This is a genomic window from Nonomuraea indica (genome assembly GCF_002850745.1).
Taxonomy (GTDB): Bacteria; Actinomycetota; Actinomycetes; order Streptosporangiales; family Streptosporangiaceae; genus Nonomuraea; species Nonomuraea indica.
The window spans coordinates 39,006-59,568 of record NZ_KZ559483.1 but is presented as its reverse complement, the minus strand read 5'-3'; the positions used below and the strand labels follow the sequence as shown (position 1 = coordinate 59,568).

Below are 20,563 nucleotides of genomic sequence, written 5' to 3'. Positions count from 1 at the left end.
GGTCGCCTCATAGCGGACCGCCAGCTTGTCATATCGCGGCCGACGACCCTTGCGTTTCGCATGTCAGACGGGTTTCGGCGCTTCGCGCTCAGTCGTGTGGTCATCTGGCGTACGGGGAGCCGGCTCTTCTGGGATGCCGCGGTCTTGGGCACGGTGCTGGTCGACGAGATGGTCGCGGAGCCTGACGTGGCGGAACTGGTACCCGGCGCCGGACTGCCGCAGCACGCCTCGGTCGTAGGCGTCATCGAGGAAGAGCTTCGGCCGCCACGGCAGCCGGCCGGAGAGCGGGAGCCACAAGCGTGCGAAGAGCAGCCAGCGTCCCCACGCCGAGAGGACGAGCCGGGTCAGCGCGGCGAAGGAGCCGTAGAGCAAGCCGTAGAGGAGGCCCTGCCTCACGAACGCCTCACTCGGGAAGGTGCCGTACTGATTGCCCACCAGGACGAAGTTCACCAGGAAGACCGCGAATCCGACCATGCCGACGCGGAAGAGCGTCACCCCACGGTCCGTGGTCAGCAGGTCCCAGGGACTCACCGCGGAACTCCGGTCGTTCGGCCCGCTGAACACGTACACGACCGCGTTCACGAACGCGTACGAGATCCCGACCAGGAAGCCGAGCACGAGACCGGCCGCCACGTAGGTGGGTGCGCCTGTGTCGGGAAGCCAGGTGTTCAGCCACGGCGCGAAGGCCTGCACGAAACGTCCGGCGGAAGGATTCGAGAAGTCGTCGTACGCGAAGCCCCAGACAAGCCACGAGGCGAGCGAGAACACGAGAGCGGCCGAGAACCCGACGACGAGTTCGGCGCCGATCCCGTGCAGAACCCGCGAGCGGGCGAGGACGGGTCGCCGGTGAGGACCCAGGCGCAGCCGTTCGGGGCTCCGGCCGGTGCCTCGGCGTCCGACCCTCGTCTCGTTCAGGAGCCCGGCGGCGAGGCCCGCGACGAGGCCGGTTCCCATCTCCAGCAGTCCTTCACGGAACTGGGACCCTCCGACCCGCGACCCGGACAGATACATGGCGACGACGTAACTCACTACGCCCACGATCCCACCCGCCAGCATGGCCACGAGGCCGGTGACGAGCACGCGAGTGCGGCGGCGGAGGGTGGCGTCGAGTCGCCACCAGGTGAGGTCCTGTGTGTCGAGCCGGGCGAGGTGGCCGGCGAGATGGCCGAGCCAGCGCCGGGCTTGGTGGTCGGTCCAGGTCGCTTTCCCGGTGCCGGACCGGACTGCGCGGCGTGGGTCGTAGAGGGCGGTGAGGTAAGCGCTGAAAAGGTGCTCTTCGAGCGCGTCCTGGGTGGGGAACCGGCCGCCGTCGAGCAGGTCGGTGGGGTTGTCGTGTGGTGTGTCGTTGTAGATGGTACGGGTGAGCATGACCAGCAGCGGTGTGCTCAGGGCCGCGGTGAGATTCCGGCTGGTGACGTCGTCGGGACAGGTGCGCACGTGCGAGAAGACCGACGCCCATTGGGCGGCGCGGGTCTTGCCGCTGACAGCCTGCAGGTAGCGCTGGGCCTCGTCGAGGGTGAGGTCTTCGAGCTCGATGGCGGCAGCTCTGCTGAGCGCTCTGGTGGCACTGACGGCGGCCGCGTATTCGTCAGGCCGGGTGGTGAGGATCAGTGGCCCGTCGAAACGGCTGAGCTCGCTGATGGCCGCACCGCGGTGACGGTGCTGGATCTCGTCGAAGCCGTCCAGCACCGGCAGGATCCGCCCGCTCTCCAGCAGCACTCTGGCCAACGCGGTCCCGGTGGCGTCGACACCCTCCAGGAAGGCGTAGTCGCCGATGAGCCGGTCGGCCAGCCAGTCGTGCAGGCCGGTGCGGCTCGGATCCCAGTCGCCGAGGCTGAACAACACCGGTACGCGGAGCGAATCCCCAGGGTGGTTGAAACACTCCAGGATCAGCCGGTGGGCGAGTACGGTCTTGCCCGCCCCTGCCCGGCCGATGATGACGAGGCGGCCGGTGGGAACACTCTGGTAGAAGCTGTGGACGCCGGGGAGATCGCCGGTCGGCGGCAGAGGTCTGTCACCGCCGTCGGCCGCGAAGGCCTGGATGTCGTCCCAGCGGTCGACCACGTCATCAGAGGCGGTGCGCCATCGCACCCGCAGTGCCCACGGATCGCCGATACGCCAGTTTCGTTCCTCCTGTTGGCTGATTTCCTGCACGCGCAGGGCCAGAAGGCGGGCCGTGGACTCGACCCGTATGTCCGTGTCAGCCGCGTCTGGACGTGACTGTGACTGCGACTGTGACTGGGTCGATCGAACCTGGAGGTACAGGGCCGTCGCGGCGAAGACGGCGGAAGCGACTCCCGCGACATGGTCGCCGGCATCCATTCCCTTGTTGAGAACGGTCAGGGCCACCCAGAGCAGAAGTGTGATTATTGCGGCAATCAAGAGCAGGAGCACCCAGCGGCCTGCAGGACCGCGCCGATAAACCACGGCAAACCACCCATCCGATTGACCCGCATTTCCCCGACGAAGCTGATTGCACAGCCGTCTCCCCCATACGGGGTGGCCTGGCCGGTTGCTGCCCTTTTGATTTTATGCGGAGAACCTTCTTCGCGCGCGTCCCATTCGAGCTGGACGCAGAGGGAGCGCCTGTACGAAAAAGCCCTGAACAAGCGTGCAGGATATAAGGGCACAACCAATGGCGACGCTCCAGAAGTGGACCCGCGCCACAGCGCGGCTCCGGCTACTCGGTGGTCGTCTGAGCGGAGATGTCCGCCGCCGATGCCTGAACGGCCTGGAGCACGTCGGCGAGGAGGAGCGTGGCGGTGGAGCCCCTCCGGAGGCCGGGGGTGGGGGCGCAGGGGTGCTGGTCGCCGGGCCTGTCGTCCGCTTCGCCTTCGACCGTGACATCCGTAAGATGTGTGACCGAAGTATCGGATGTGACGTTAGGGGCATAAGTGACGGGCCTTTCCCGCAGGGCTCTTCTCGCGGCAGCACCGGCGGCGCTGATCGCCGGGCGACCGGCGCAGGCGGCGGCGAACGCCCCCCTTCCGGTCGTACGCGCGGTGGGAACCGCGCCGACGCAACTGGCGGGGTACGACAACCTGCTCAAGAAGTTCGTGCGGGACCGCCGGATCAGGGCGGCGCAGCTGGCCATCATGAAGAACGGCAAGATCCTGCTCGCGCGCGGCTACTCCTACGACGACTATTCCCGGGCGGTGCCCGTCCCGTCGCCGACGTCGTTGTTCCGGATCGCCAGCCTGAGCAAGAACATCACCTCGGCCGCCGTCATGCGCCTGGTCCAGGACGGCAGGCTGAGCCTGTCGGCCAAGGTCACCCAGTTGCTCGGCCTCACCCCGGCCGACGCCCGGATGGAGCAGGTCACCGTGCTCCGCCTCATGCAGCACCTCGGTGGCTGGGACCGCGACGTCTCCAAGGACCAGCTCTGGCTGGACCACACCATCTCGGCCGCGCTCGACGTGCCGCTGCCGATCGGACATGACGACATCATCCGGTACGCCACCGCCCGCCCGCTCGATCACGCCCCGGGCACCAAGATGGCCTACAGCAACTACGGGTACCTGCTGCTCGGCCGCATCATCGAGAAGGTGTCCGGGCAGCCCTACGAGACGTACGTCCAGACCAAGCTGCTGCAGCCGCTCGGCATCACGCGCATGCGGCTCGGCAGGAGCCTCAGGAGCGAGGCCGCGCCCGGCGAGGTCGGGTACGAGTCGCAGTACACGAACAAGACCGTGCTCGACACCTCCGGCACCACCGTCCCGTACCCCTACGGCGGCTTCAACATGCCCAACCAGGACGCCAACGGCGGCTGGCTGGCCTCGGCCGTGGACTTGGTCCGCTGGGCCCTCGCGTTCGACCGGCCGGGCACCGTGCTGAGCTCGACCTCGATCGCCAAGCTGGTGGCCAAGCCGGAGATCGGTGTCAACGAGTACGGCTCCTGGTACGGCGGCGGCTGGTGGTGCCGCCAGGTCACCGGCCACCTCAACACCTGGCACAACGGCTCGATGCCGGGCACGTTCGCCTACCTGGCGCGGCTGCAGAACGGGTTCAGCTACGCCCTGCTGTTCAACCGGCGCGAGGAGAGCGGCTCACTCGACTACGACGGGATCGACGACGACATGAACAAGGTCACCGTGTCCTCCTGGCCCACCACCGACCTGACCTCGAAGTACTTCTGATCTGGATGACTGTCCCACCTGTGTGACCGGGGCTCGTCGCCGTCGGGGTCAGGAGATGCGCTTCACGTAGGTGGTGATGAACTCCCAAAGGATGTTCCGGTCCGAACGCAGGCTCGCGGTCTTGTCGTGCCAGATGCCGGTGTGGCCGCGTTGGAGGTCGAACGCGGCCGTCTTCGGTGTGAGACCGAGCTCGACGATCTTGTTGGGGAACGGGCCGAACAACCCGGGCTTCCCGGCGAGATCCGCTTCGTTCCAGCGCGGACCGAGGGTGGGGCCGAGGGCCTGTATGGTCTCCTGCCTGGTGGCCTGCAGGAGCGGCCGGTCGTTGATGACCGACATGTTGCCTTTGTAGAGGACGTTGTAAGCAAGTTGGACGAATTCGTCGAGGCTGGTCTTCGCCCATACCTCGCCGACCTTCGTACGCCGCGAATCCGATGAGCCGAGGCTGCTGTCCTTGCCCTCGGTCGTGCTCATCGAACGGCCCTTGGCCATGAAGAACTCGCGGCCGAACTGGCCGACCCGTTTCTGGAGGAAGAAGGGATTCCTTCTGTCCTCGGCGAACTTCGCGAGCGCGAAGGCGGAGACCGCGGGGGCGGTGATCGCGAGAATCCCCAAGGCCCACTTGACGTCATGCCAACGCTTGGCCGGGCTCTGTTTCCAGGCTCTGCCGGTCAGGCTCGCATAGCCCGGCGCGGGCCAGGCTCGGGAGGCCATGGCCGCGCCGGTGCTGAGAACGGCCATGCCGAAACCCATCTCAGCGGCATGCTTCCAGTCCCAGCCGGCGCCGCCGGCCCATCCCGTGGCGGCCAGCACAGTGGTGCTCACCGCCCCGCCGGCCAGGACCCGGGAGAACGCCCGCTCCCAGGTGGCCGACTCCATGGCCTCGGCCAGGCCGGTCAACGCGGGTCCGCCTCGGCGCAGGAGCGCGGGCAGCGCGGCGTGCGCACCTGCCATCAGGCCGCCGGCGAGCGCTCCGTGACACATGTCCCGAACCAGCCTCGCCGCGTCGATGTCGCCGGTGGTGAACAGCTGGTCGATCGCGCCCAGCCCGCCGGAGTACATCGCGCCCAGCGCGGCCTGCCTGATGATCAGCAGGATGATCCGGAGTGCCAGGCCCTCGGCTCGGAGGACCCTTTTCACCACCACGTCGAGGAGCGGGCCGAGACGGGGAGCCAGGAGCTTCGCGAGGAGCATCAGAGTGAGCACGAACATCGCGCATGCCACGAACTGCCATCTGGCCTTGACGATGGCGTCATGGGCGACCTGGCCGCAGGAGGCGAGATGCTCGCACCGCCGCCGCAGGTCCGCCAGGTGCCCCTTCTCGCCGTGCACCACCCGCGCGGCCCGTCCGAACACGGCGGTGGCCGGCCCGGACCCGGCCCCGGTCACGCGCCCGGCCTGCCCGGCGACCTGCTCCTGGACGTCGCCGACCACACGCTCCAGTGCCGACGCGGCATCGCGCAGCCGTGTCACACCGTCGAGGTCGGCATCCGGCCACGCGGAGCCGACTCCCACGGACTCGAGGAACCAGATCGCCTGGCTCACGAGGTCAGGTGGCGGCGTCGTCGTCGGCAGACCGCTCGGGCCCAGCTCAGGCTTGTACGCTTCCGGATCCTTCAGCCAATCCGGGCACGGCGCCGCGTACGGGGTCCCGAGGTTGGCCGCCTCGGCGGTGGCGTACCTCTCCCCGGTGACGACCAACGCGGCCGCCATCCCGCGCAGCAGGTTCACCGCCGCGACCAGATCTTTCAGCAGGTCGTCACGGTAGCGGGCGAACCCCGGCACGCCGGCCTCGGCATGGCCCTCCAGCAACGCCCGGCCCAGGTCGTCCTGACCGAAGGGCCGCTCGTCCATCGCCCGGCAGAACGCGTCCACGGCCCGGGCCAGCTGGTCGGCGGCCTCCCGGACGCCTTTCCCCGCGCCCACCCAGATCTCCGGGTGGAATCGCAGTGCCCCGGCGGGGGACAGATCGTCGGCGATGACTACTCAACCCCATGATCCACAACAAACGATCACGCAACTCTAACGGATCGGCCCCGCCGGCGGAATGTGTCTCCAGAGCCGGTATCCGGTACGGCGGCGTGGTCTGCGGCACAAAAGGGGATGAATGCCCGGCGGGTTCGGTGCGAGGCTGGGCGCGTGAACGACACGCACACCGTGGTCCTGGTCGAGGGCGCCAGCGACAAGTCGGCCATCGAGGCGCTGGCCGGGCGCCGTGGCCGGGACCTGGCGGCCGAAGGCATCTCCGTCGTGGCGATGGGCGGTGCCACGAACATCGGGACGTACATCGGCAGGTTCGGCCCTGCCGGTCGCGATCTCCGGCTGGCCGGACTGTGCGACGCCGGGGAGGAGGGCGACTTCCGGAGGAGTCTCGAACGTGCCGGGTTCGGATCCGGTCTCAGCCGGAGCGACCTGGAGGCGCTCGGGTTCTTCGTGTGTGTCGCCGACCTGGAGGACGAGCTGATCCGCGCCCTCGGCACCGCCGCGGTCGAGCGCGTCGTCGATGCCGAGGGCGAGCTCGGCTCGTTCCGTACGCTCCAGAGGCAACCCGCGTGGCGCGGCAGCGCCACCCACGACCAGCTGCGCCGGTTCATGGGGTCCGGCAGCGGCCGCAAGATCCGCTACTCCGGCCCGCTCGTCGCGGCACTCGATCCCGATCGCGTGCCGCGACCGCTGGACATGCTGCTGGCTCACCTGTCAGGCAGCCGGAGGTGATGATCGCGCCCTCACCGCGTGAAGCGGATGCGCCGGTACGGCCGGGGCCGTCATGAGGAGGTCGGTGCCTGGCCCTGTTTCAGCCAGTCCGGCCGGTCCGTCGGGTCGAGGCGGAAGATCTGGTCCCGCTTTCCCGAGCAGGTGAGCTGCGCGAGCTCGGCGCCCGGGTGGATGTCCGCCTCGCCGTACAGGAGGCCGAGGCATTTGCCGCTGTGGACGGGACGCAGGACGTGACCACGCCCGGCGTGGGCGGGCGCCAGCAGGAAACGCTGGTGGGCCGCCCCGGTGCAGTCGGTGGGGGCGACCAGCGCCTCGTCGCCGAGGTGGGCCTGGTCCACGGTCAGGCAGCCGACGCCCTGCACCGGGTGGTGCCATTGGAGCTCGTAGACGCCCGCGCCGAGGGACTTGAGGTAGGTGTCGGGGGTCAGGGCGGCGCAGGAACGCTGGACAGCCAGAGGGCGGTCGGTGCGCCCGGAGCGTTCGAGGCCCTCTCCCACGCACAGGTCGCGGTCGGCGACGTGGGCGGGCCGCACGAGGTACCAGCCGTCCGGCAGGACGCCCGGGGAGGTGGTGTGGCTTGCCGAGGCATGGCTCTCCAGCGGGTCGCCTGCGCCGTTGAGGAGCGCGGGTCCGGCCATGAGCACCAGGGCGACGACCACGACCACCACGAGCGCCGACCGCCATACGGCCGGCCGTACCGGGTGGCGGCGGGGCGTCTCGGGTGCGAGCCGCGCCGCGGGCTCGGGGCCTGCTTCGGCCGGGGTGCCGGCACGCGGTTCGGACTCCTGAGCCCCGGTCGCGGAGCCGTGCGTCGCGGGGTCCTGCGTCGTGGCCGCGGAGTCGTGCGTCGCGGGGTCCTGCGTCGTGGCCGCGGAGTCGTGCGCCGCGGAGTTCTGCGTCGTGGTCGCGGAGTCGTGCGTGGTGGTCGCGGACCCCTCACCGGCGCCGGTGGTACCGGCCGGGCCGGTCGCGCCGGCCGCCAGGGTTCTGCGGGCGCGTACCCAGCGGTCGATCTCCGCCTCGTCCAGGCCGCAGGCGGCGACGAAGGCCACCACGAAGTCCTCCCGAGGCAGGGTGGCGCGGCCGAGGACGCCCGCCATGGTGCTCGCCGGGAGGGCTCCGCCCGCCTTGGCGGCGAGCCGGCGGTAGGTGAGGCCGCTCCAGCGGCGTAATCGGGCCAGCGCGGCGACGTATTCGGCGGCACTGGTGGCGTGCGCGGGGTCGGGTGGGCTGCCGGCCTCGTCCAACACTGTCTCTTCCGCTCGGAGCCCTTTCCTGGCTCGGGCGGTCATGTTAACAAGGGATGTTGACGCGGGTCATCCCCCTGGCCAGGCGAGGGAGGGGCCAGGGGGATGAGTCGGGGGCGGCTACTGGTCCCGGCGTGTCACGTAGACGAACTCGCCCAGGTTGAAGCCCGCCTCAAGTCCCGCGTCCGCGTCCCACCGGTAGTGGACGCCGAGCCAGATCCGGCTGAGCGCGTTCTCCTCCGCCGCCGCCTGGAAGCTGGCGAAGGACCGGGTTCTGGGGTTGGCGTTGGGGTCCTCGGTGCCCGCGGTGAAGGCGAAGCCGTGGCCGAACCAGCGCTGCATCACGCCCGCCCACGCGGCGCCGAAGGTCGCGTGGCCGGAGACGTAGGCGGGGAACGGCGGCGAGAACCTGTTGCCCGCCCGGTCGATCGACAGCGGCTTCCAGGCCGGATCGGCGTTGGCGGGGGCCAGGTTGATCGCGCTCTCGGGGCGCCACAGGTCGATCGCGCTCTCGTACTTCGCCCCCCAGGCGACGATCGAGGCGTCGGCCAGCGCCATCGAGACGAGGTTGAACAGCTCCGCCGTCTCGTTCTGCTTCAGTCCCTTCTGCCGGGAGATGTCCGCGGTGATCGCGTAGAGCTGGCCGACGGGCTTGTACGTCCCGTCGACGTCGTTGGCCCAGAAGAAGGCCGCCTGGGTCTGGTCGGCTGTCCGCTTGGTCGGCCCGGACGCGCCGCCGTACTCCCGGACCTCCTGCACCTGCGTGGCGTATGCGGCGCTGCGCACCAGTTGCTCGTAGGTGGTGAACCCGCCGGGCGTGCCCGGCCTGAACTGCGTCGACGACGTCATGGCGAACGGCTTGAGCTTCCACCAGTTCGGGCTGACCGCCGCCCCCGAGCCGGTCTGCCGCCATGCTCCCGGCACGGTGCCCTCCGTGTAGGAGGGGTCCATGGCAGGGCCGTCCCCGGAACGGGCGGCGATCATCAGATCACCGATCTTCACGCCGTCCGCCTTGCCGCCGTCGACGTACTGCCGCGGCACCGAGGACGGGATCTGGCTGAGCGCGTAGGTCAGGTTGGGGCCGAAGTCGATGCCCCTGGTTCCGCCCTCGACTTCGGCGTTCTTGAACACCTCGGTGAGGACGCGGTGGGCGGCCGCGTCCATGGTGGCCTCGATGGAGTCGTCCGGGTGCTGCTGCTGGATCTTCGGTAAGTAGGTGACGGGCGCGGCCGGCCAGTTGGCGTCGTGGACGGCGATGTGCAGCATCGCCCCGGCCCGCGCGAGGAGGGTGGGGGCGGCGTCCTGCCTCCTGACCCGGCGGAAGGCGTCCAGGAGGACCCCGTTCCAGTAGAGGACGTGGTCGAAGGAGGACGCCTGCGGCGGCGGCCCGGACGACTCGGCTCGCGCCGGGCTCGACAGCACCGTCGTGGACAACATGATCGCGGCGGTCGCGGTCGCGACCGCGCGGGTTCTGAAACGTGATCTGAGCATCGGGCGGCCTCCGGGGGAGCAGGTCGGTGATCACCCAGAAGGTGGCCCATGCGGGGCCGATCGCCCAGATCGAACGGCGTTCGGAACAGTTCGGAACACCGGCGGCGACGCCGGGCGCAGGCGGCGGGATGCGGCCCAGGTGTCAGGCCCGGCCGTTGAGCCGGGCGTAGGCGGCGGGCGACGTGCCCAGCGCGGCGGTGAAGTCGCGCGTCAGGTGGGCCTGGTCGGTGTAGCCGAGCTCGGCGGCCAGGGTGGCGAGGTCGCGGCCGTCGTGGATCCGTTCCGCGGCCTCGTGCAGGCGGAAGCGGCGGATCACCCACTTGGGGCCGATGCCGACGTAGTCGCGGAACAGCCGCTGGAGCGAGCGCACCGACCGGCCCGACCTGGCGGCCAGCTCGTCGACCCTGGTCACGGACACGTCGGTCTCCGCCGTCTCCACCACCGCCGCGATCTCCTCCGCGAGGGGGTCCCGCTCCGGCCGCAGGTCCAGCAGGAACGTCTCGATCAGCGCGATGGCGGACCGGGCGTCGGGCTCGGCCAGGACCTGCTGGACCAGGGTCGCCCCCGCCACGCCGTACATCTCGCCGATCTCCACGAACCGGTCGGTGAGCTGGGACACCGGGCCGCCGAGGAACGGCCGGAACCCGCCGGGGCGAAAGCGCGTGCCGATCGCGCGGCCGCTGCCGCGCATCGTGTAGGAGAACCCGCCTCGGATCACCCCCGCGATGCGGTGGAAGTCGCCGGTGATCGTCAGGTTGACGGTGGGGTGGGAGACGATGCGCTGCTCGTACGGCTCGCCGAGATCGGCCCACGTGACGACCCAGAAGTGCTCCACGTACGGGGACATCGCGGGACAGGGCGCCTGGCGGGCGTAGTCGAAGGCGCTGAGTCCCGCGTACGGGTTGACCCAGCCGCGCTGTCGCGTTTCTACAAGCCGTGTCCCGGGCCGGTGCGGCACGCTGGCTGCCATGGAAGACATGATGCCGTTGATGACGCGCGCCACCGAACGGACGGCGGCGGTCGTGCGGGCGGTGCGCCCGGAGCAGTTCGGGGCCGCGACGCCGTGCGCGGAGTTCGACGTCAAGGCGCTGGTCAGCCACCTCGAGTGGGTGGCGGAGATGTTCGAGTCGCTGGCCCGGGACGGGGCGTCCGTCGAGCAGGGCCCGTACGCGGGGGACTTCCCCGAGCGGGCGGAGCGCACGCTGGCCGCCTGGTCACGGCCGGAGGCGTGGGAGGGGATCAGCCCCGGCATGGGGCTGCCCAAGACGGCCCTGGCTCACATGTACCTCGTCGACATGGTCGTGCACGGCTGGGATCTGGCTCGGGCCACCGGTCAGGAGTACGAGCCGGACCCCGAGGCCGTCGCGCGGGCGCTCGACTTCGCCGGGCAGATGGTGGAGATAGGCAGGGAGCACGGCGCCTTCGGGCCGCCGGTCGCGGTGCCGGAGGACGCTCCGCCGTTCGGCCGCCTGCTCGGCCTCATCGGCCGGGATCCGGCCTGGAGGGGGTGAGCCCGCCGCGGGAAAGGGTCACCGGTCGTCTGTGAGGCCGATGTCGAAACGCACCACGACGTCGTCGTTGAGTTTGAGCGCGCCGAACAACGCCGAGTAGGGGCGGATGCCCCACCGGGTCTGCGCGACGGTGGCGGCGCCGCGCGCGCGGCCCTCCGCCAGTGAGCCCCGCAGCGTGACGGGCCGCGTGGCGCCGACGATGGTGAGGTCGCCGTCGACCTCGAACGACTCGGGCGTGCCGGCGACGCGCGTCGACCGGAACGTGATCGTGGGGTGGCGCCCGGTGGTCAGGATCTTGTCGCGGACGGTCTTCTCGATCTCGCCGCGGTCGGAGCCGGTCAGGGGTTTGACGCCGCCAGTCGCCTTCCGGACTTCGAGGGAGGTGGCGTCGATCTCGACGGTCACCTGGGAGCGCGCCGGGTCCGTGGGGTCGATGGTGGCTTCACCGCGCCAGCGGGTGACCTCGATGGTGAGGTCGTGCCCGGCTTTCGCGCCGAGCCCGGTGCGCGTCGTGTCGACCAGGAGCCGGCCGGACTCGGGGCCGAGCGGGTAGGTGCCCGGGGCGATGCTCACCTTTCCAGGGTAGCTCGCGGCCGGAGGGCCGCAGGAGCGGCGTGGGCCTATACACCTGACCAAGCGCTTGTTACGCTCCGGCCATGGTGGCCACAGTCGTCTGGGGTACCGGCAACGTGGGCCGTGCGGCCATCCGCGCCGTCGCGGCTCATCCGGCGCTGAAACTCGCCGCGGTCCTCGTCCGCGACCCCGGCAAGGCAGGCCGGGACGCGGGCGAGCTGGCCGGCCTCGACCACGAGCTGGGCGTCGCGGCGACCCTGGACGTGGACGCGGTGCTCGCCACCGCCCCGCGCGCCGTGGTCTACGCCGCCTCCGGCGACATCCGTCCCGACGACGCGCTCTCCGACGTCCTCCGCGCGGTCCGGGTGGGGGCCGTGGTCGTCACCCCGTCGCTGTACGCGCTGTACGACCAGCGCAACGCCCCGCCCGAGACGCGGTCGAAGGTGCTGGCGGCCGTGGCGGAGGGCGGCGGCTCCCTGTTCGTCTCCGGCGTTGACCCCGGCTGGGGGAACGACGTGCTGCCGGCGCTCATCAGCGGCCTCGGGAGCACGATCGACGCGATCCGCTGCCAGGAGATCTTCGACTACACCACCTACGACCAGGAGGACTCGGTCCGCTACCTGGTCGGCATGGGCCAGCCGATGGACTACGAGCCGCCGATGCTGGCGCCCACGGTCCCGGCCATGGTGTGGGGCGGCCAGGTACGGCTGATCGCCAGGGCCCTCGGCGTCGAGCTGGACGACATCCGCGAGAGCGTGGACCGGCGCCCGCTGGAGCACGGCGTGCGCACCGCGGCGATGGGCGAGTTCGCGGCCGGCACCCAGGGGGCGGTGCGGTTCGAGGTGCAGGGCATCGTCGGCGGGGACCCCCTCATCGTGATCGAGCACGTCACCCGGATCCACCCGTCGTGCGCGCCGGACTGGCCGGCGCCGCCCGGCGGCGAGGGGGCCCACCGGGTGATCGTCGAGGGCCGGCCGCGGATCGAGGTGACGGTCGAGGCGACGGACGAGGACGGCAACCGCTCGGCCGGCGGCAACGCCACGGCGGCCGGAAGGCTGGTGAACGCCATCGACTGGCTGGTGGCGGCCGAGCCGGGCCTGTACGACGGGCTCGACGTCCCGCTCCGTCCCGCGACCGGCCGGCTCGGAAGGAGGCAACGGTGAGGATCGACATCCCCGACGGAAAGGACCCCATCGCGTACGTGTGGGGCGAGATGGTCCCCGGCATCGGGGTCGCCGCCTCGAACTTCTCGCTGGCGGTGTACGCCCACACGACCCTCGGGCTGCGCGAGTTCGAGGCGGCGCGGCTGCGGATCGCGCAGATCAACGGGTGCGCGTTCTGCCTCGACTGGCGTACCGAACGGGACGGGACGAAGGTGGAGGAGGGCTTCGCCGACGCGGTGCGCGAGTGGCGCACGAGCGCCGCCTTCGACGAGCGCACCCGGCTGGCCGCCGAGTACGCCGAGCGGTACGCGCTCGACCACCACGGGCTCGACGAGGAGTTCTGGGCCCGGATGACCGCGCACTACAGCCAGGTGGAGATCGTCGAGCTGAGCATGTCGATCGGCTCGTGGCTGGCGTTCGGCCGGCTCAACCACGTGCTCGGCCTCGACACGGTGTGCGTGCTGCCCGGCGGCGCCACACCGTCCGGCGGACGAGGGGGCGCGCCATGACCTAGCGACGGCCCGAGCGGACGATTCGGACGGGGACACCATCTTCACCCAGGGCGCGAGCGAATGTAGGCCAGTTCTCTTCCTCACGTGAGGAATGCCGCATGAGTGACAACTTCGCTGTCCGTGCCGGTTCCCATGGAGTCTCGCGCCGTGGGTTCATCGCCGGAACCGGATCCCTCCTCGGCGCCGCGGCCCTGGCCGGTCGCGCTCCCGCCGCCCAGGCCCGTACCACGTCGATCTCCTCCGGCGCGCACGTGCCGGCCCTGGTGATCGGCACCGGCTACGGCGGGTCCGTCGCCGCCCTGCGCCTCGCCCAGGCGGGCGTGGACGTGCACATGATCGAGATGGGCAGGGCCTGGGACACACCCGGGTCCGACGGCAAGATCTTCTGCAACACCCGCGAACCCGACTACCGGTCCTACTGGCTGCGCACCAGGACCAAGGCGCCGCTCAACTACTTCCTCGGCTTCCCCCTCGACCGTGACATCCCTCGCTACACCGGCATCCTGGACGCCGAGGAGTTCGGCGGCATCACGGTCTACCAGGGACGCGGCGTCGGCGGCGGCTCGCTCGTCAACGGCGGCATGGCGGTCACCCCGAGACGCGAGAACTTCGCCGCCGTCCTGCCGACGGTGAACGCGGCGGAGATGTACGACGTCTACTACCCGCGCGCCAACGCCGGGCTCGGCGTCGGCCTCATCGACCCGGCGTGGTTCGACACCACCGCCTGCTACCAGTACGGCCGCGTCGGCCGCAAGCACGCCCAGCGGTCGGGCTTCCCGTTCGTGTTCGTCCCGGACGTCTACGACTGGGACTATATGAAGCAGGAGGCCGCCGGGACGGTCACCAGGTCGGCGCTGGCCGGCGAGATCCTCTACGGCAACAACCACGGCAAGAAGTCGCTGCAGCAGACGTACCTCGCCCGCGCCAGGGCCACCGGCCGGGTCGCCATCTCGCCGCTGCACCGGGTCACCTCCGTCGCCCCGGCCGGCACCGGGTACGCGGTGACCGTCGAGCAGCTCGACGACACCGGTGGCGTCACGGCGACCAAGACCGTGACCGCCGACCGGGTGTTCTTCGCGGCGGGCAGCGTCGGCACCAGCAAGCTGCTGGTCAGGCTGAAGGCCACCGGCGTGCTGCCGAACCTGAACAGCGAGGTCGGCAAGGGCTGGGGCGACAACGGCAACGTCATGTGCGGCCGCGCCAACCACCTGTGGGACCCCACCGGCAGCCTCCAGTCGGCCATCCCGTGCTGCGGCATCGACAACTGGGCGGCGGGCGGCGCGTTCGCCGAGGTCGCGCCGCTGCCCACCGGGATCGAGACGTTCGCCTCGTTCTACCTGTCGATCACCAGGAACCCGTACCGCGCCCAGTTCGCCTGGAACGCGGCGGCCGGGCGGGTGGAGCTGAACTGGCAGACCGCCTGGAAGCAGCCGTCCATCGACATGGCCAAAACCATCTTCGACCGGATCAACGCCACGGAGGGGACGATCTACCGGACGGACCTCTTCGGCACGTACAAGATCTGGGGCGACCACCTCACCTACCATCCGCTCGGCGGCGCGGTCCTCGGCAGGGCCACCGACGGCTACGGCCGCCTCGCCGGCTACCCGGGCCTGTACGTCATCGACGGCGCGCTGATCCCGGGCAACACCACCGTGAACCCGTTCGTCACCATCACCGCGCTCGCCGAGCGGAACATCGAGAAGATCATCGCCACGGACCTGTGACGGAGCCGGCCGGCGGCAAGGGGGCGAAGCGATGGCGGGTGTCCACCCTCGACCCCTGTCACCGGGTGGGGCACGGCAGGCGGTGCCGCCAGCCGTGCCCCTGGCGGATCCGGGAGAGTCGCCGGGCGTTCGCCTCAGGCGTCGGCGAGGGGCAGGTAGACCGTGCCGCCCTGGTCGCGGAACTGCGCCGACTTCTCGGCCATGCCGGCCGTGAGGGCCTCGGCGCCGGACAGGCCGTGCTCGTCGGCGTAGCGGCGCACGTCGTGGCTGATCTTCATGGAGCAGAACTTGGGCCCGCACATGGAGCAGAAGTGGGCGGTCTTCGCCGGGGCCGCGGGCAGCGTCTCGTCGTGGAAGGAACGGGCGGTGTCGGGGTCGAGCGACAGGTCGAACTGGTCCTCCCAGCGGAACTCGAACCGGGCGTCCGACAGCGCGTCGTCCCACTGCTGGGCCAGCGGGTGACCCTTGGCCAGGTCGGCGGCGTGCGCCGCGATCTTGTACGTGATGACGCCGGTCTTGACGTCGTCCCGGTCGGGCAGCCCCAGGTGCTCCTTGGGGGTGACGTAGCAGAGCATGGCCGTGCCGAACCAGCCGATCATGGCGGCGCCGATGCCGGAGGTGATGTGGTCGTAACCGGGCGCGATGTCGGTCACCAGCGGGCCGAGCGTGTAGAACGGGGCGTCGTCGCACAGCTCGCGCTGCAGGTCGACGTTCTCCTTGATCTTGTGCATGGGCACGTGGCCGGGCCCCTCGACCATCGTCTGGACCGCGTGCTCGCGGGCGACCGCGGTCAGCTCGCCCAGCGTGCGCAGCTCGGCGAACTGCGCCTCGTCGTTGGCGTCGGCGATCGAGCCGGGCCGCAGGCCGTCGCCCAGGGAGAACGCCACGTCGTAGGCGGCGAAGATCTCGCACATGTCGGCGAAGTGCTCGTACAGGAAGCTCTCGCGGTGGTGCGCCAGGCACCAGGCGGCCATGATCGAGCCGCCCCGGGAGACGATGCCCGTCTTGCGGCGGGCGGTCAGCGGCACGTACGCCAGCCGCACCCCGGCGTGCACGGTCATGTAGTCGACGCCCTGCTCGCACTGCTCGATCAGGGTGTCGCGGTACACCTCCCACGACAGGTCGGCGGCGACCCCGCCGACCTTCTCCAGGGCCTGGTAGAGCGGCACCGTGCCGACCGGCACGGGGGAGTTGCGGATGATCCACTCGCGGGTGGTATGGATGTCGCGGCCGGTGGACAGATCCATGATCGTGTCGGCGCCCCAGCGGGTGGCCCAGGTCATCTTCTCGACCTCCTCCTCGATCGAGGAGGTGACGGCCGAGTTGCCGATGTTGGCGTTGATCTTCACCAGGAAGTTGCGGCCGATGATCATCGGCTCGCTCTCCGGATGGTTGACGTTCGCGGGGATGATGGCCCGGCCGGCGGCCACCTCGTCGCGGACGAACTCCGGCGTCACGCCCTCGCGGACCGCGACGAACTCCATCTCCCGGGTGATCTCCCCCCGGCGGGCGTAGGCGAGCTGCGTCACGGGCGCCCCGGTGGCCCGCAGCGGACGCCGGGCCGCGCCCCGCCAGGCGTGCTCGCCGCGACCGGCCGCGCTCGACCGGCCGTCGTCGAGCGGTTGCGCCGGCCGCCCGTCGTAGCCGGCCACGTCGCCCCGAGCCAGGATCCACTCCTCGCGCCGGGCCGGCAGGCCGCGGGTGACGTCGATCGTGGCCGCCGGGTCGGTGTACGGCCCTGACGTGTCGTACAGGCGGACCCGCTCCCCGTTGGACAGCGGCACCTCGCGCGCGGGCACCCGCAGCTCACCGGTGTAGGTCTTGGAAAAGCGCGCGCCACTCATGCGGCAACTCCCTTCGCCGGCATTACCCGGAGCAGGTTCTGGCGGTCGGCGGCTGATGGGTAGCCGTCCTCTCAGCCCGGTCACACCGGGCTCCCGCGTTGGACGCGATCAACGTAACCCGGCACCCGGAGGCGCGCAACAGCGGAGCAGCACGGTGCTGGACAGACCTTCCGGTCGTCTGTCACCATTTCCCACATGATCGTGAGAAAGGACGACGCCACCCTCGTCTGGTGAGCGTCCTCGTGCAGCGCGAAGCTGCCGCAATCCGCGAAGAATGGCTGGGCCGGGCGTCGTCGACGCGGCCCGCCGACCGTCCGGCCGCAGAGGCGGCCATCACCGGCCTCTACACCCTGATCGGCGAGGCCCCGCCGCGGTTCCACTGGGTCTCCTCACCGGCCACGGCCGTGGCCACGCTCCCGCCAGGGGTGCGTCCCCGCCCTTCGCAGGCGGTGGAGCACCTGCCGTCGTGGCCGCTGCCGCCCAGGCTCAAAGCCGTGACGGACGAGCTGCGCCGCGACCTCGACGTGTCGCTCACCCCGATCCATCGGCGCTTCGACCAGATGATCCGCGACAACGTCGGCAGGCCGCTCGCGCTGTCCGCCGCCGCGCTCCGCATGCCGCTCCAGGGAGCCCACGACTCCGCCTCCCACCGGAGGACCTCCTGGTACGACACGCTGTGCGTCTCCTGGCTCGCCCACTACGACGCCCTGCGCCGGATCGGCGGCGCGGACTTCCCGCCCGAGGCGTCCCGGCGGCTCGGCCTCTGGACGGCGGTGGCTCGGTCCTGCCGCTGGTGGTGGCCCCGCGAGGGCGTCTGCACCGTGGCCGAACGGCCTGTCGCCCTGCACACGGAGGCGTGGGGCGACGACGGCGAGGTCCGGCTGCACCGCGCCGACGGCCCGGCCGTCCGCTACGCGGACGGGTGGGAGGTGCACGCCTGGCACGGGACCCGGGTGCCCGCCTGGGTGATCGAGGACCCGGACGTCCGCCGGATCGCGCGTGAGCCCAACGTCGAGGTCCGGCGGTGCGCCGTCGAACGGCTCGGCTGGACGGCGTACATCGAGCAGGCGGGGCTGCGCCTGGTCGCCACCGCGCCCGATCCCGGCAACCCCGGCGCGCACCTGCGGCTCTACGACCTGCGCGAGAACGCCAGAGTGCTCGTCGCGGTCAACGGCTCCGTCGAACGGGACGGGACGCGCCGCAGGTACGGGCTGACCGTGCCGCGCTTCCTCGACGACCCGGTCGCCGCCGCCGGCTGGACCTACGGCCTGTCGGCCGCGCAGTACTCCCTTCTCGCCCGCCGAACCTGAGGTGCCCGCCATGAACATGACTCTCGCTTCGCTGTCCCGGCAGACCGGACTCGCCGTGCTCGACCACCTGGAGCGGTCGGTGCGCATCCCCGTCGTCGACGGGCTCCAGGCCCAGGGCGATCTCATCGTCATCCCGCTGCCCGTCGTCGAGCCGTCCGTGGGCGTGTGGCCCGGGGCCGTCTGGACGGACGTGCCGCCCGAGGGCGTCGAACTGCTCCGCGGCGGGGCCGGCGGCAACCCGCACACCCTCGTCGCCGACGCCGGCGCCTGCCGGTGGACGACCGGCGTGAGGGACCTCGACGGGCTGGCGATCGGCATCTTCGACACCGCTGCCGTCGCCTACCTGCTGCATCCCGAGCACGGGGCCACCGGCTGCCCGCCGGGCCGCTACGTCGTCCGGCGGCAGCGCGAGCTGGACGGGACCCGGGCCCGCCTGGTCGCCGACTGAGCCGGCTCACTCCACGGTGAGCAGGCCTCGCTGGTAGGCCGCCGCGACCGCGGCGGCCCGGTCGTTGACGCCGAGCTTGGCGTAGATGTGCAGCAGGTGCGTCTTGACCGTCGCCTCGCTGATGAACAGCCGGGCCGCCGCCTCGCGGTTGGTGGTGCCCTGGGCCACCAACCGCAGGATCTCCAGCTCCCGGCCGCTGAGCGGGTCGGCCGGCGCGCGCACCCGGCCCATGAGGCGGGTGGCGACGGACGGCGACAGGACGGCCTCGCCGCGCGCAGCCGCCTCGACGCCGCGCGCGAGCTCCTCGCGCGCGGCGTCCTTCAGCAGGTAGCCGGTGGCTCCGGCCTCGATGGCGGGCAGCACGTCGCTGTCGGTGTCGTACGTGGTGAGGACCAGGACGCGGGCCCGGAGGCCGAGCCGCGCCAGCTCCTTGATGGCCGCCACGCCGTCCATGCGGGGCATCCGCAGGTCCATGAGCACGACGTCGGGGTCGAGGGCGCGGGCGAGGTCGACGGCCTGCGCGCCGTCGCCCGCCTCGCCGGCCACCTCGAAGCGCGGGTCGCCGGTGAACATGCCGCGGATGCCGTCGCGGACGATGGGGTGGTCGTCGGCGATCAGCAGCCGGATGGGGGCGTCAGGCAAGGAAACTCTCCTCCGCGCGTTCTCTCGGCACCGCCGGAACGGCCGCGGAGATCGCGGTGCCGCCGCCCGGCTCGCTCTCGATCTCCAGGGTGCCCGCCAGTCGGGTGACCCGCTGGCGCATGGAGGTCAGGCCGTACCCGCCGCCGTCGCGGACCCGCTCCGGGTCGAACCCGGCGCCGTCGTCGCGCACGTCCAGGCTGACCAGGTCCTCCATGTACGACAGGGTGACGGCGACCCGGCCGGCACCCGCGTGCTTGGCCACGTTGGCCAGCGCCTCCTGGGCCGTGCGCAGCAGCGTCCCCTCGACCTCCGGGTGCAGCGGGCGGACCGTGCCCGTCGCGGTGACGTCGGCGCGTACGCCGTGCAGCTCGGACCACTCGGCGGCGACCCGCGCCAGCGCGTCCGGCAGGGGGGCCGACTGCAGCGGCCCCGGCTCCATGGCGTGCACCGACCGGCGGGCCTCGGCCAGGCTGTCGCGGGCCAGCCGCGTGGCCGCGTCGAGGTGCCGCCGCCGGACCGCCGGGTCCTCTCCGGCGTCCTCGGCGTGGGCGGCGGCCTGGAGCTGGGCGATGATGCCGGCCAGCCCCTGGGCGAGCGTGTCGTGGATCTCGCGGGCCATGCGCCGGCGCTCGTCGAACACCCCGGCCTCGCGCGCCTGCACGAGCAGCTGGGTCTGCAGGCCCGCGTTCTCCCGCAGCGTCTCCTCCAGCCGCGTCACCATGCGCTTGCGCTCGGCGCTCCGCTCGGTGGTGACGTCGCCGACGAAGCTGAAGAGGCCGACGAGCGCGACCATCACGGCCACGAAGAACAGGTAGGTGAGAACGCCCATGGGGGTGGGCTCGGGCAGCCGCCCGGTGTAGCCCGGGATGCAGACGGCGGCGGTCGCGGTCACCCCGGCGAGCCGCCACCTGCCGGGCAGGTACCACCAGGAGTGCAGGTAGCCGGTGAAGGAGAAGAAGGAGGCGAACCAGATCCCCCGCGTGTTGAGCACCGCGATGAGGACCACCAGGCCCGTCACGTAGACGACGCGGCGGACCCCCGGCGCCCTGCCCATCACCGCGATCCAGGCGGCGGTGAGCGCGGCCAGGCCGAGGGTGGTGAGGCGGTGCGGCCACGCGGTGTCGCCGGTCAGCCAGCTCAGCGCCGTGGACAGCACGAGCAGCAGGTACGGCACGGCGCCGAGCAGGCGCTCCAGGAGCCGCTCCCGCCGGTCGAGCCGCGCGTCCGCCGCCGTCCTCGTCACC

The 20,563-nt window shown here is 71.4% G+C and carries 17 protein-coding genes and 1 riboswitch; of the genes, 8 read left to right on the top strand and 9 right to left on the bottom strand.

Annotation, left to right across the window (positions count from 1 at the left end; all coding sequences use genetic code 11):
* Positions 1-63: 63 nt before the first annotated feature.
* The gene (locus CXR44_RS32485) at positions 64-2,394 is read right to left on the bottom strand and encodes an NACHT domain-containing protein (protein ID WP_144070172.1); all 2,331 of its coding nucleotides are present in this window, start codon (positions 2,392-2,394) and stop codon (positions 64-66) included.
* Positions 2,395-2,894: 500 nt separating this feature from the next.
* Between CXR44_RS32485 and CXR44_RS32480 the strand changes: the two genes are divergently transcribed.
* Entirely contained in the window at positions 2,895-4,136 is a 1,242-nt protein-coding gene (locus CXR44_RS32480; protein ID WP_101789979.1) for a serine hydrolase domain-containing protein, read from the top strand.
* Positions 4,137-4,184: 48 nt separating this feature from the next.
* Here the strand turns inward: CXR44_RS32480 and CXR44_RS32475 are convergent, their stop codons facing one another.
* A complete protein-coding gene (locus CXR44_RS32475) occupies positions 4,185-5,921 on the bottom strand; it encodes a sugar transferase (RefSeq protein WP_180903814.1) in 1,737 nt (578 codons plus the stop codon).
* Between the two features lie 354 nt (positions 5,922-6,275).
* Between CXR44_RS32475 and CXR44_RS32470 the strand changes: the two genes are divergently transcribed.
* A complete protein-coding gene (locus tag CXR44_RS32470) occupies positions 6,276-6,851 on the top strand; it encodes a TOPRIM nucleotidyl transferase/hydrolase domain-containing protein (RefSeq protein ID WP_101789977.1) in 576 nt (191 codons plus the stop codon).
* A 50-nt stretch (positions 6,852-6,901) separates the two neighbouring features.
* Here the strand turns inward: CXR44_RS32470 and CXR44_RS32465 are convergent, their stop codons facing one another.
* From CXR44_RS32465 to CXR44_RS32455, 3 genes are all read right to left on the bottom strand, one after another.
* Positions 6,902-8,101: an XRE family transcriptional regulator gene (locus CXR44_RS32465; RefSeq protein ID WP_144070171.1), complete on the bottom strand. Its 1,200-nt coding sequence runs from the start codon at positions 8,099-8,101 to the stop codon at positions 6,902-6,904.
* Between the two features lie 117 nt (positions 8,102-8,218).
* Positions 8,219-9,535, bottom strand: coding sequence for a vanadium-dependent haloperoxidase (locus CXR44_RS32460; protein WP_219602095.1), 1,317 nt, complete (start codon positions 9,533-9,535; stop codon positions 8,219-8,221).
* A gap of 196 nt (positions 9,536-9,731) precedes the next feature.
* Positions 9,732-10,559 (bottom strand): helix-turn-helix domain-containing protein, encoded by an 828-nt coding sequence (locus CXR44_RS32455; RefSeq protein ID WP_144070170.1) that lies wholly within the window; start codon positions 10,557-10,559, stop codon positions 9,732-9,734.
* Between CXR44_RS32455 and CXR44_RS32450 the strand changes: the two genes are divergently transcribed.
* The gene (locus CXR44_RS32450; protein WP_101789973.1) at positions 10,558-11,100 is read left to right on the top strand and encodes a TIGR03086 family metal-binding protein; all 543 of its coding nucleotides are present in this window, start codon (positions 10,558-10,560) and stop codon (positions 11,098-11,100) included. The genes CXR44_RS32455 and CXR44_RS32450 overlap by 2 nt on opposite strands.
* Positions 11,101-11,118: 18 nt before the next feature.
* Here the strand turns inward: CXR44_RS32450 and CXR44_RS32445 are convergent, their stop codons facing one another.
* Positions 11,119-11,673 (bottom strand): YceI family protein, encoded by a 555-nt coding sequence (locus CXR44_RS32445; RefSeq protein WP_101789972.1) that lies wholly within the window; start codon positions 11,671-11,673, stop codon positions 11,119-11,121.
* Positions 11,674-11,756: 83 nt separating this feature from the next.
* Here CXR44_RS32445 and CXR44_RS32440 point away from each other — a divergent pair, with 83 nt between their 5' ends.
* The 3 genes from CXR44_RS32440 to CXR44_RS32430 all read left to right on the top strand — a co-directional run bounded on the left by CXR44_RS32440 (position 11,757) and on the right by CXR44_RS32430 (position 15,075).
* Entirely contained in the window at positions 11,757-12,836 is a 1,080-nt protein-coding gene (locus tag CXR44_RS32440) for an NAD(P)H-dependent amine dehydrogenase family protein (RefSeq protein WP_101789971.1), read from the top strand.
* A complete protein-coding gene (locus CXR44_RS32435; protein ID WP_101789970.1) occupies positions 12,833-13,345 on the top strand; it encodes a carboxymuconolactone decarboxylase family protein in 513 nt (170 codons plus the stop codon). The genes CXR44_RS32440 and CXR44_RS32435 overlap by 4 nt, the downstream gene beginning before the upstream one ends.
* Before the next feature lie 101 nt (positions 13,346-13,446).
* Positions 13,447-15,075 (top strand): GMC oxidoreductase, encoded by a 1,629-nt coding sequence (locus tag CXR44_RS32430; RefSeq protein ID WP_101789969.1) that lies wholly within the window; start codon positions 13,447-13,449, stop codon positions 15,073-15,075.
* A gap of 134 nt (positions 15,076-15,209) precedes the next feature.
* Here CXR44_RS32430 and thiC read toward each other — a convergent pair whose 3' ends face one another.
* Positions 15,210-16,919: a phosphomethylpyrimidine synthase ThiC gene (gene thiC, locus CXR44_RS32425; RefSeq protein WP_101789968.1), complete on the bottom strand. Its 1,710-nt coding sequence runs from the start codon at positions 16,917-16,919 to the stop codon at positions 15,210-15,212.
* A riboswitch (TPP riboswitch) is annotated at positions 16,911-17,026 on the bottom strand. Its footprint overlaps the gene before it by 9 nt.
* Before the next feature lie 123 nt (positions 17,027-17,149).
* Here thiC and CXR44_RS32420 point away from each other — a divergent pair.
* Both CXR44_RS32420 and CXR44_RS32415 read left to right on the top strand, forming a co-directional pair.
* Positions 17,150-18,229: a DUF6745 domain-containing protein gene (locus tag CXR44_RS32420; RefSeq protein ID WP_219602091.1), complete on the top strand. Its 1,080-nt coding sequence runs from the start codon at positions 17,150-17,152 to the stop codon at positions 18,227-18,229.
* 10 nt (positions 18,230-18,239) lie between these two features.
* The gene (locus CXR44_RS32415) at positions 18,240-18,677 is read left to right on the top strand and encodes a hypothetical protein (protein ID WP_101789967.1); all 438 of its coding nucleotides are present in this window, start codon (positions 18,240-18,242) and stop codon (positions 18,675-18,677) included.
* Between the two features lie 6 nt (positions 18,678-18,683).
* On the opposite strand, the gene CXR44_RS32410 is transcribed toward CXR44_RS32415, so the two are convergent.
* The gene (locus CXR44_RS32410; RefSeq protein ID WP_101789966.1) at positions 18,684-19,319 is read right to left on the bottom strand and encodes a response regulator; all 636 of its coding nucleotides are present in this window, start codon (positions 19,317-19,319) and stop codon (positions 18,684-18,686) included.
* Positions 19,312-20,562 (bottom strand): sensor histidine kinase, encoded by a 1,251-nt coding sequence (locus CXR44_RS32405; protein ID WP_101789965.1) that lies wholly within the window; start codon positions 20,560-20,562, stop codon positions 19,312-19,314. Before CXR44_RS32405 ends, CXR44_RS32410 begins: the two co-directional genes overlap by 8 nt.
* Between the last annotated feature and the right edge of the window lies 1 nt (position 20,563).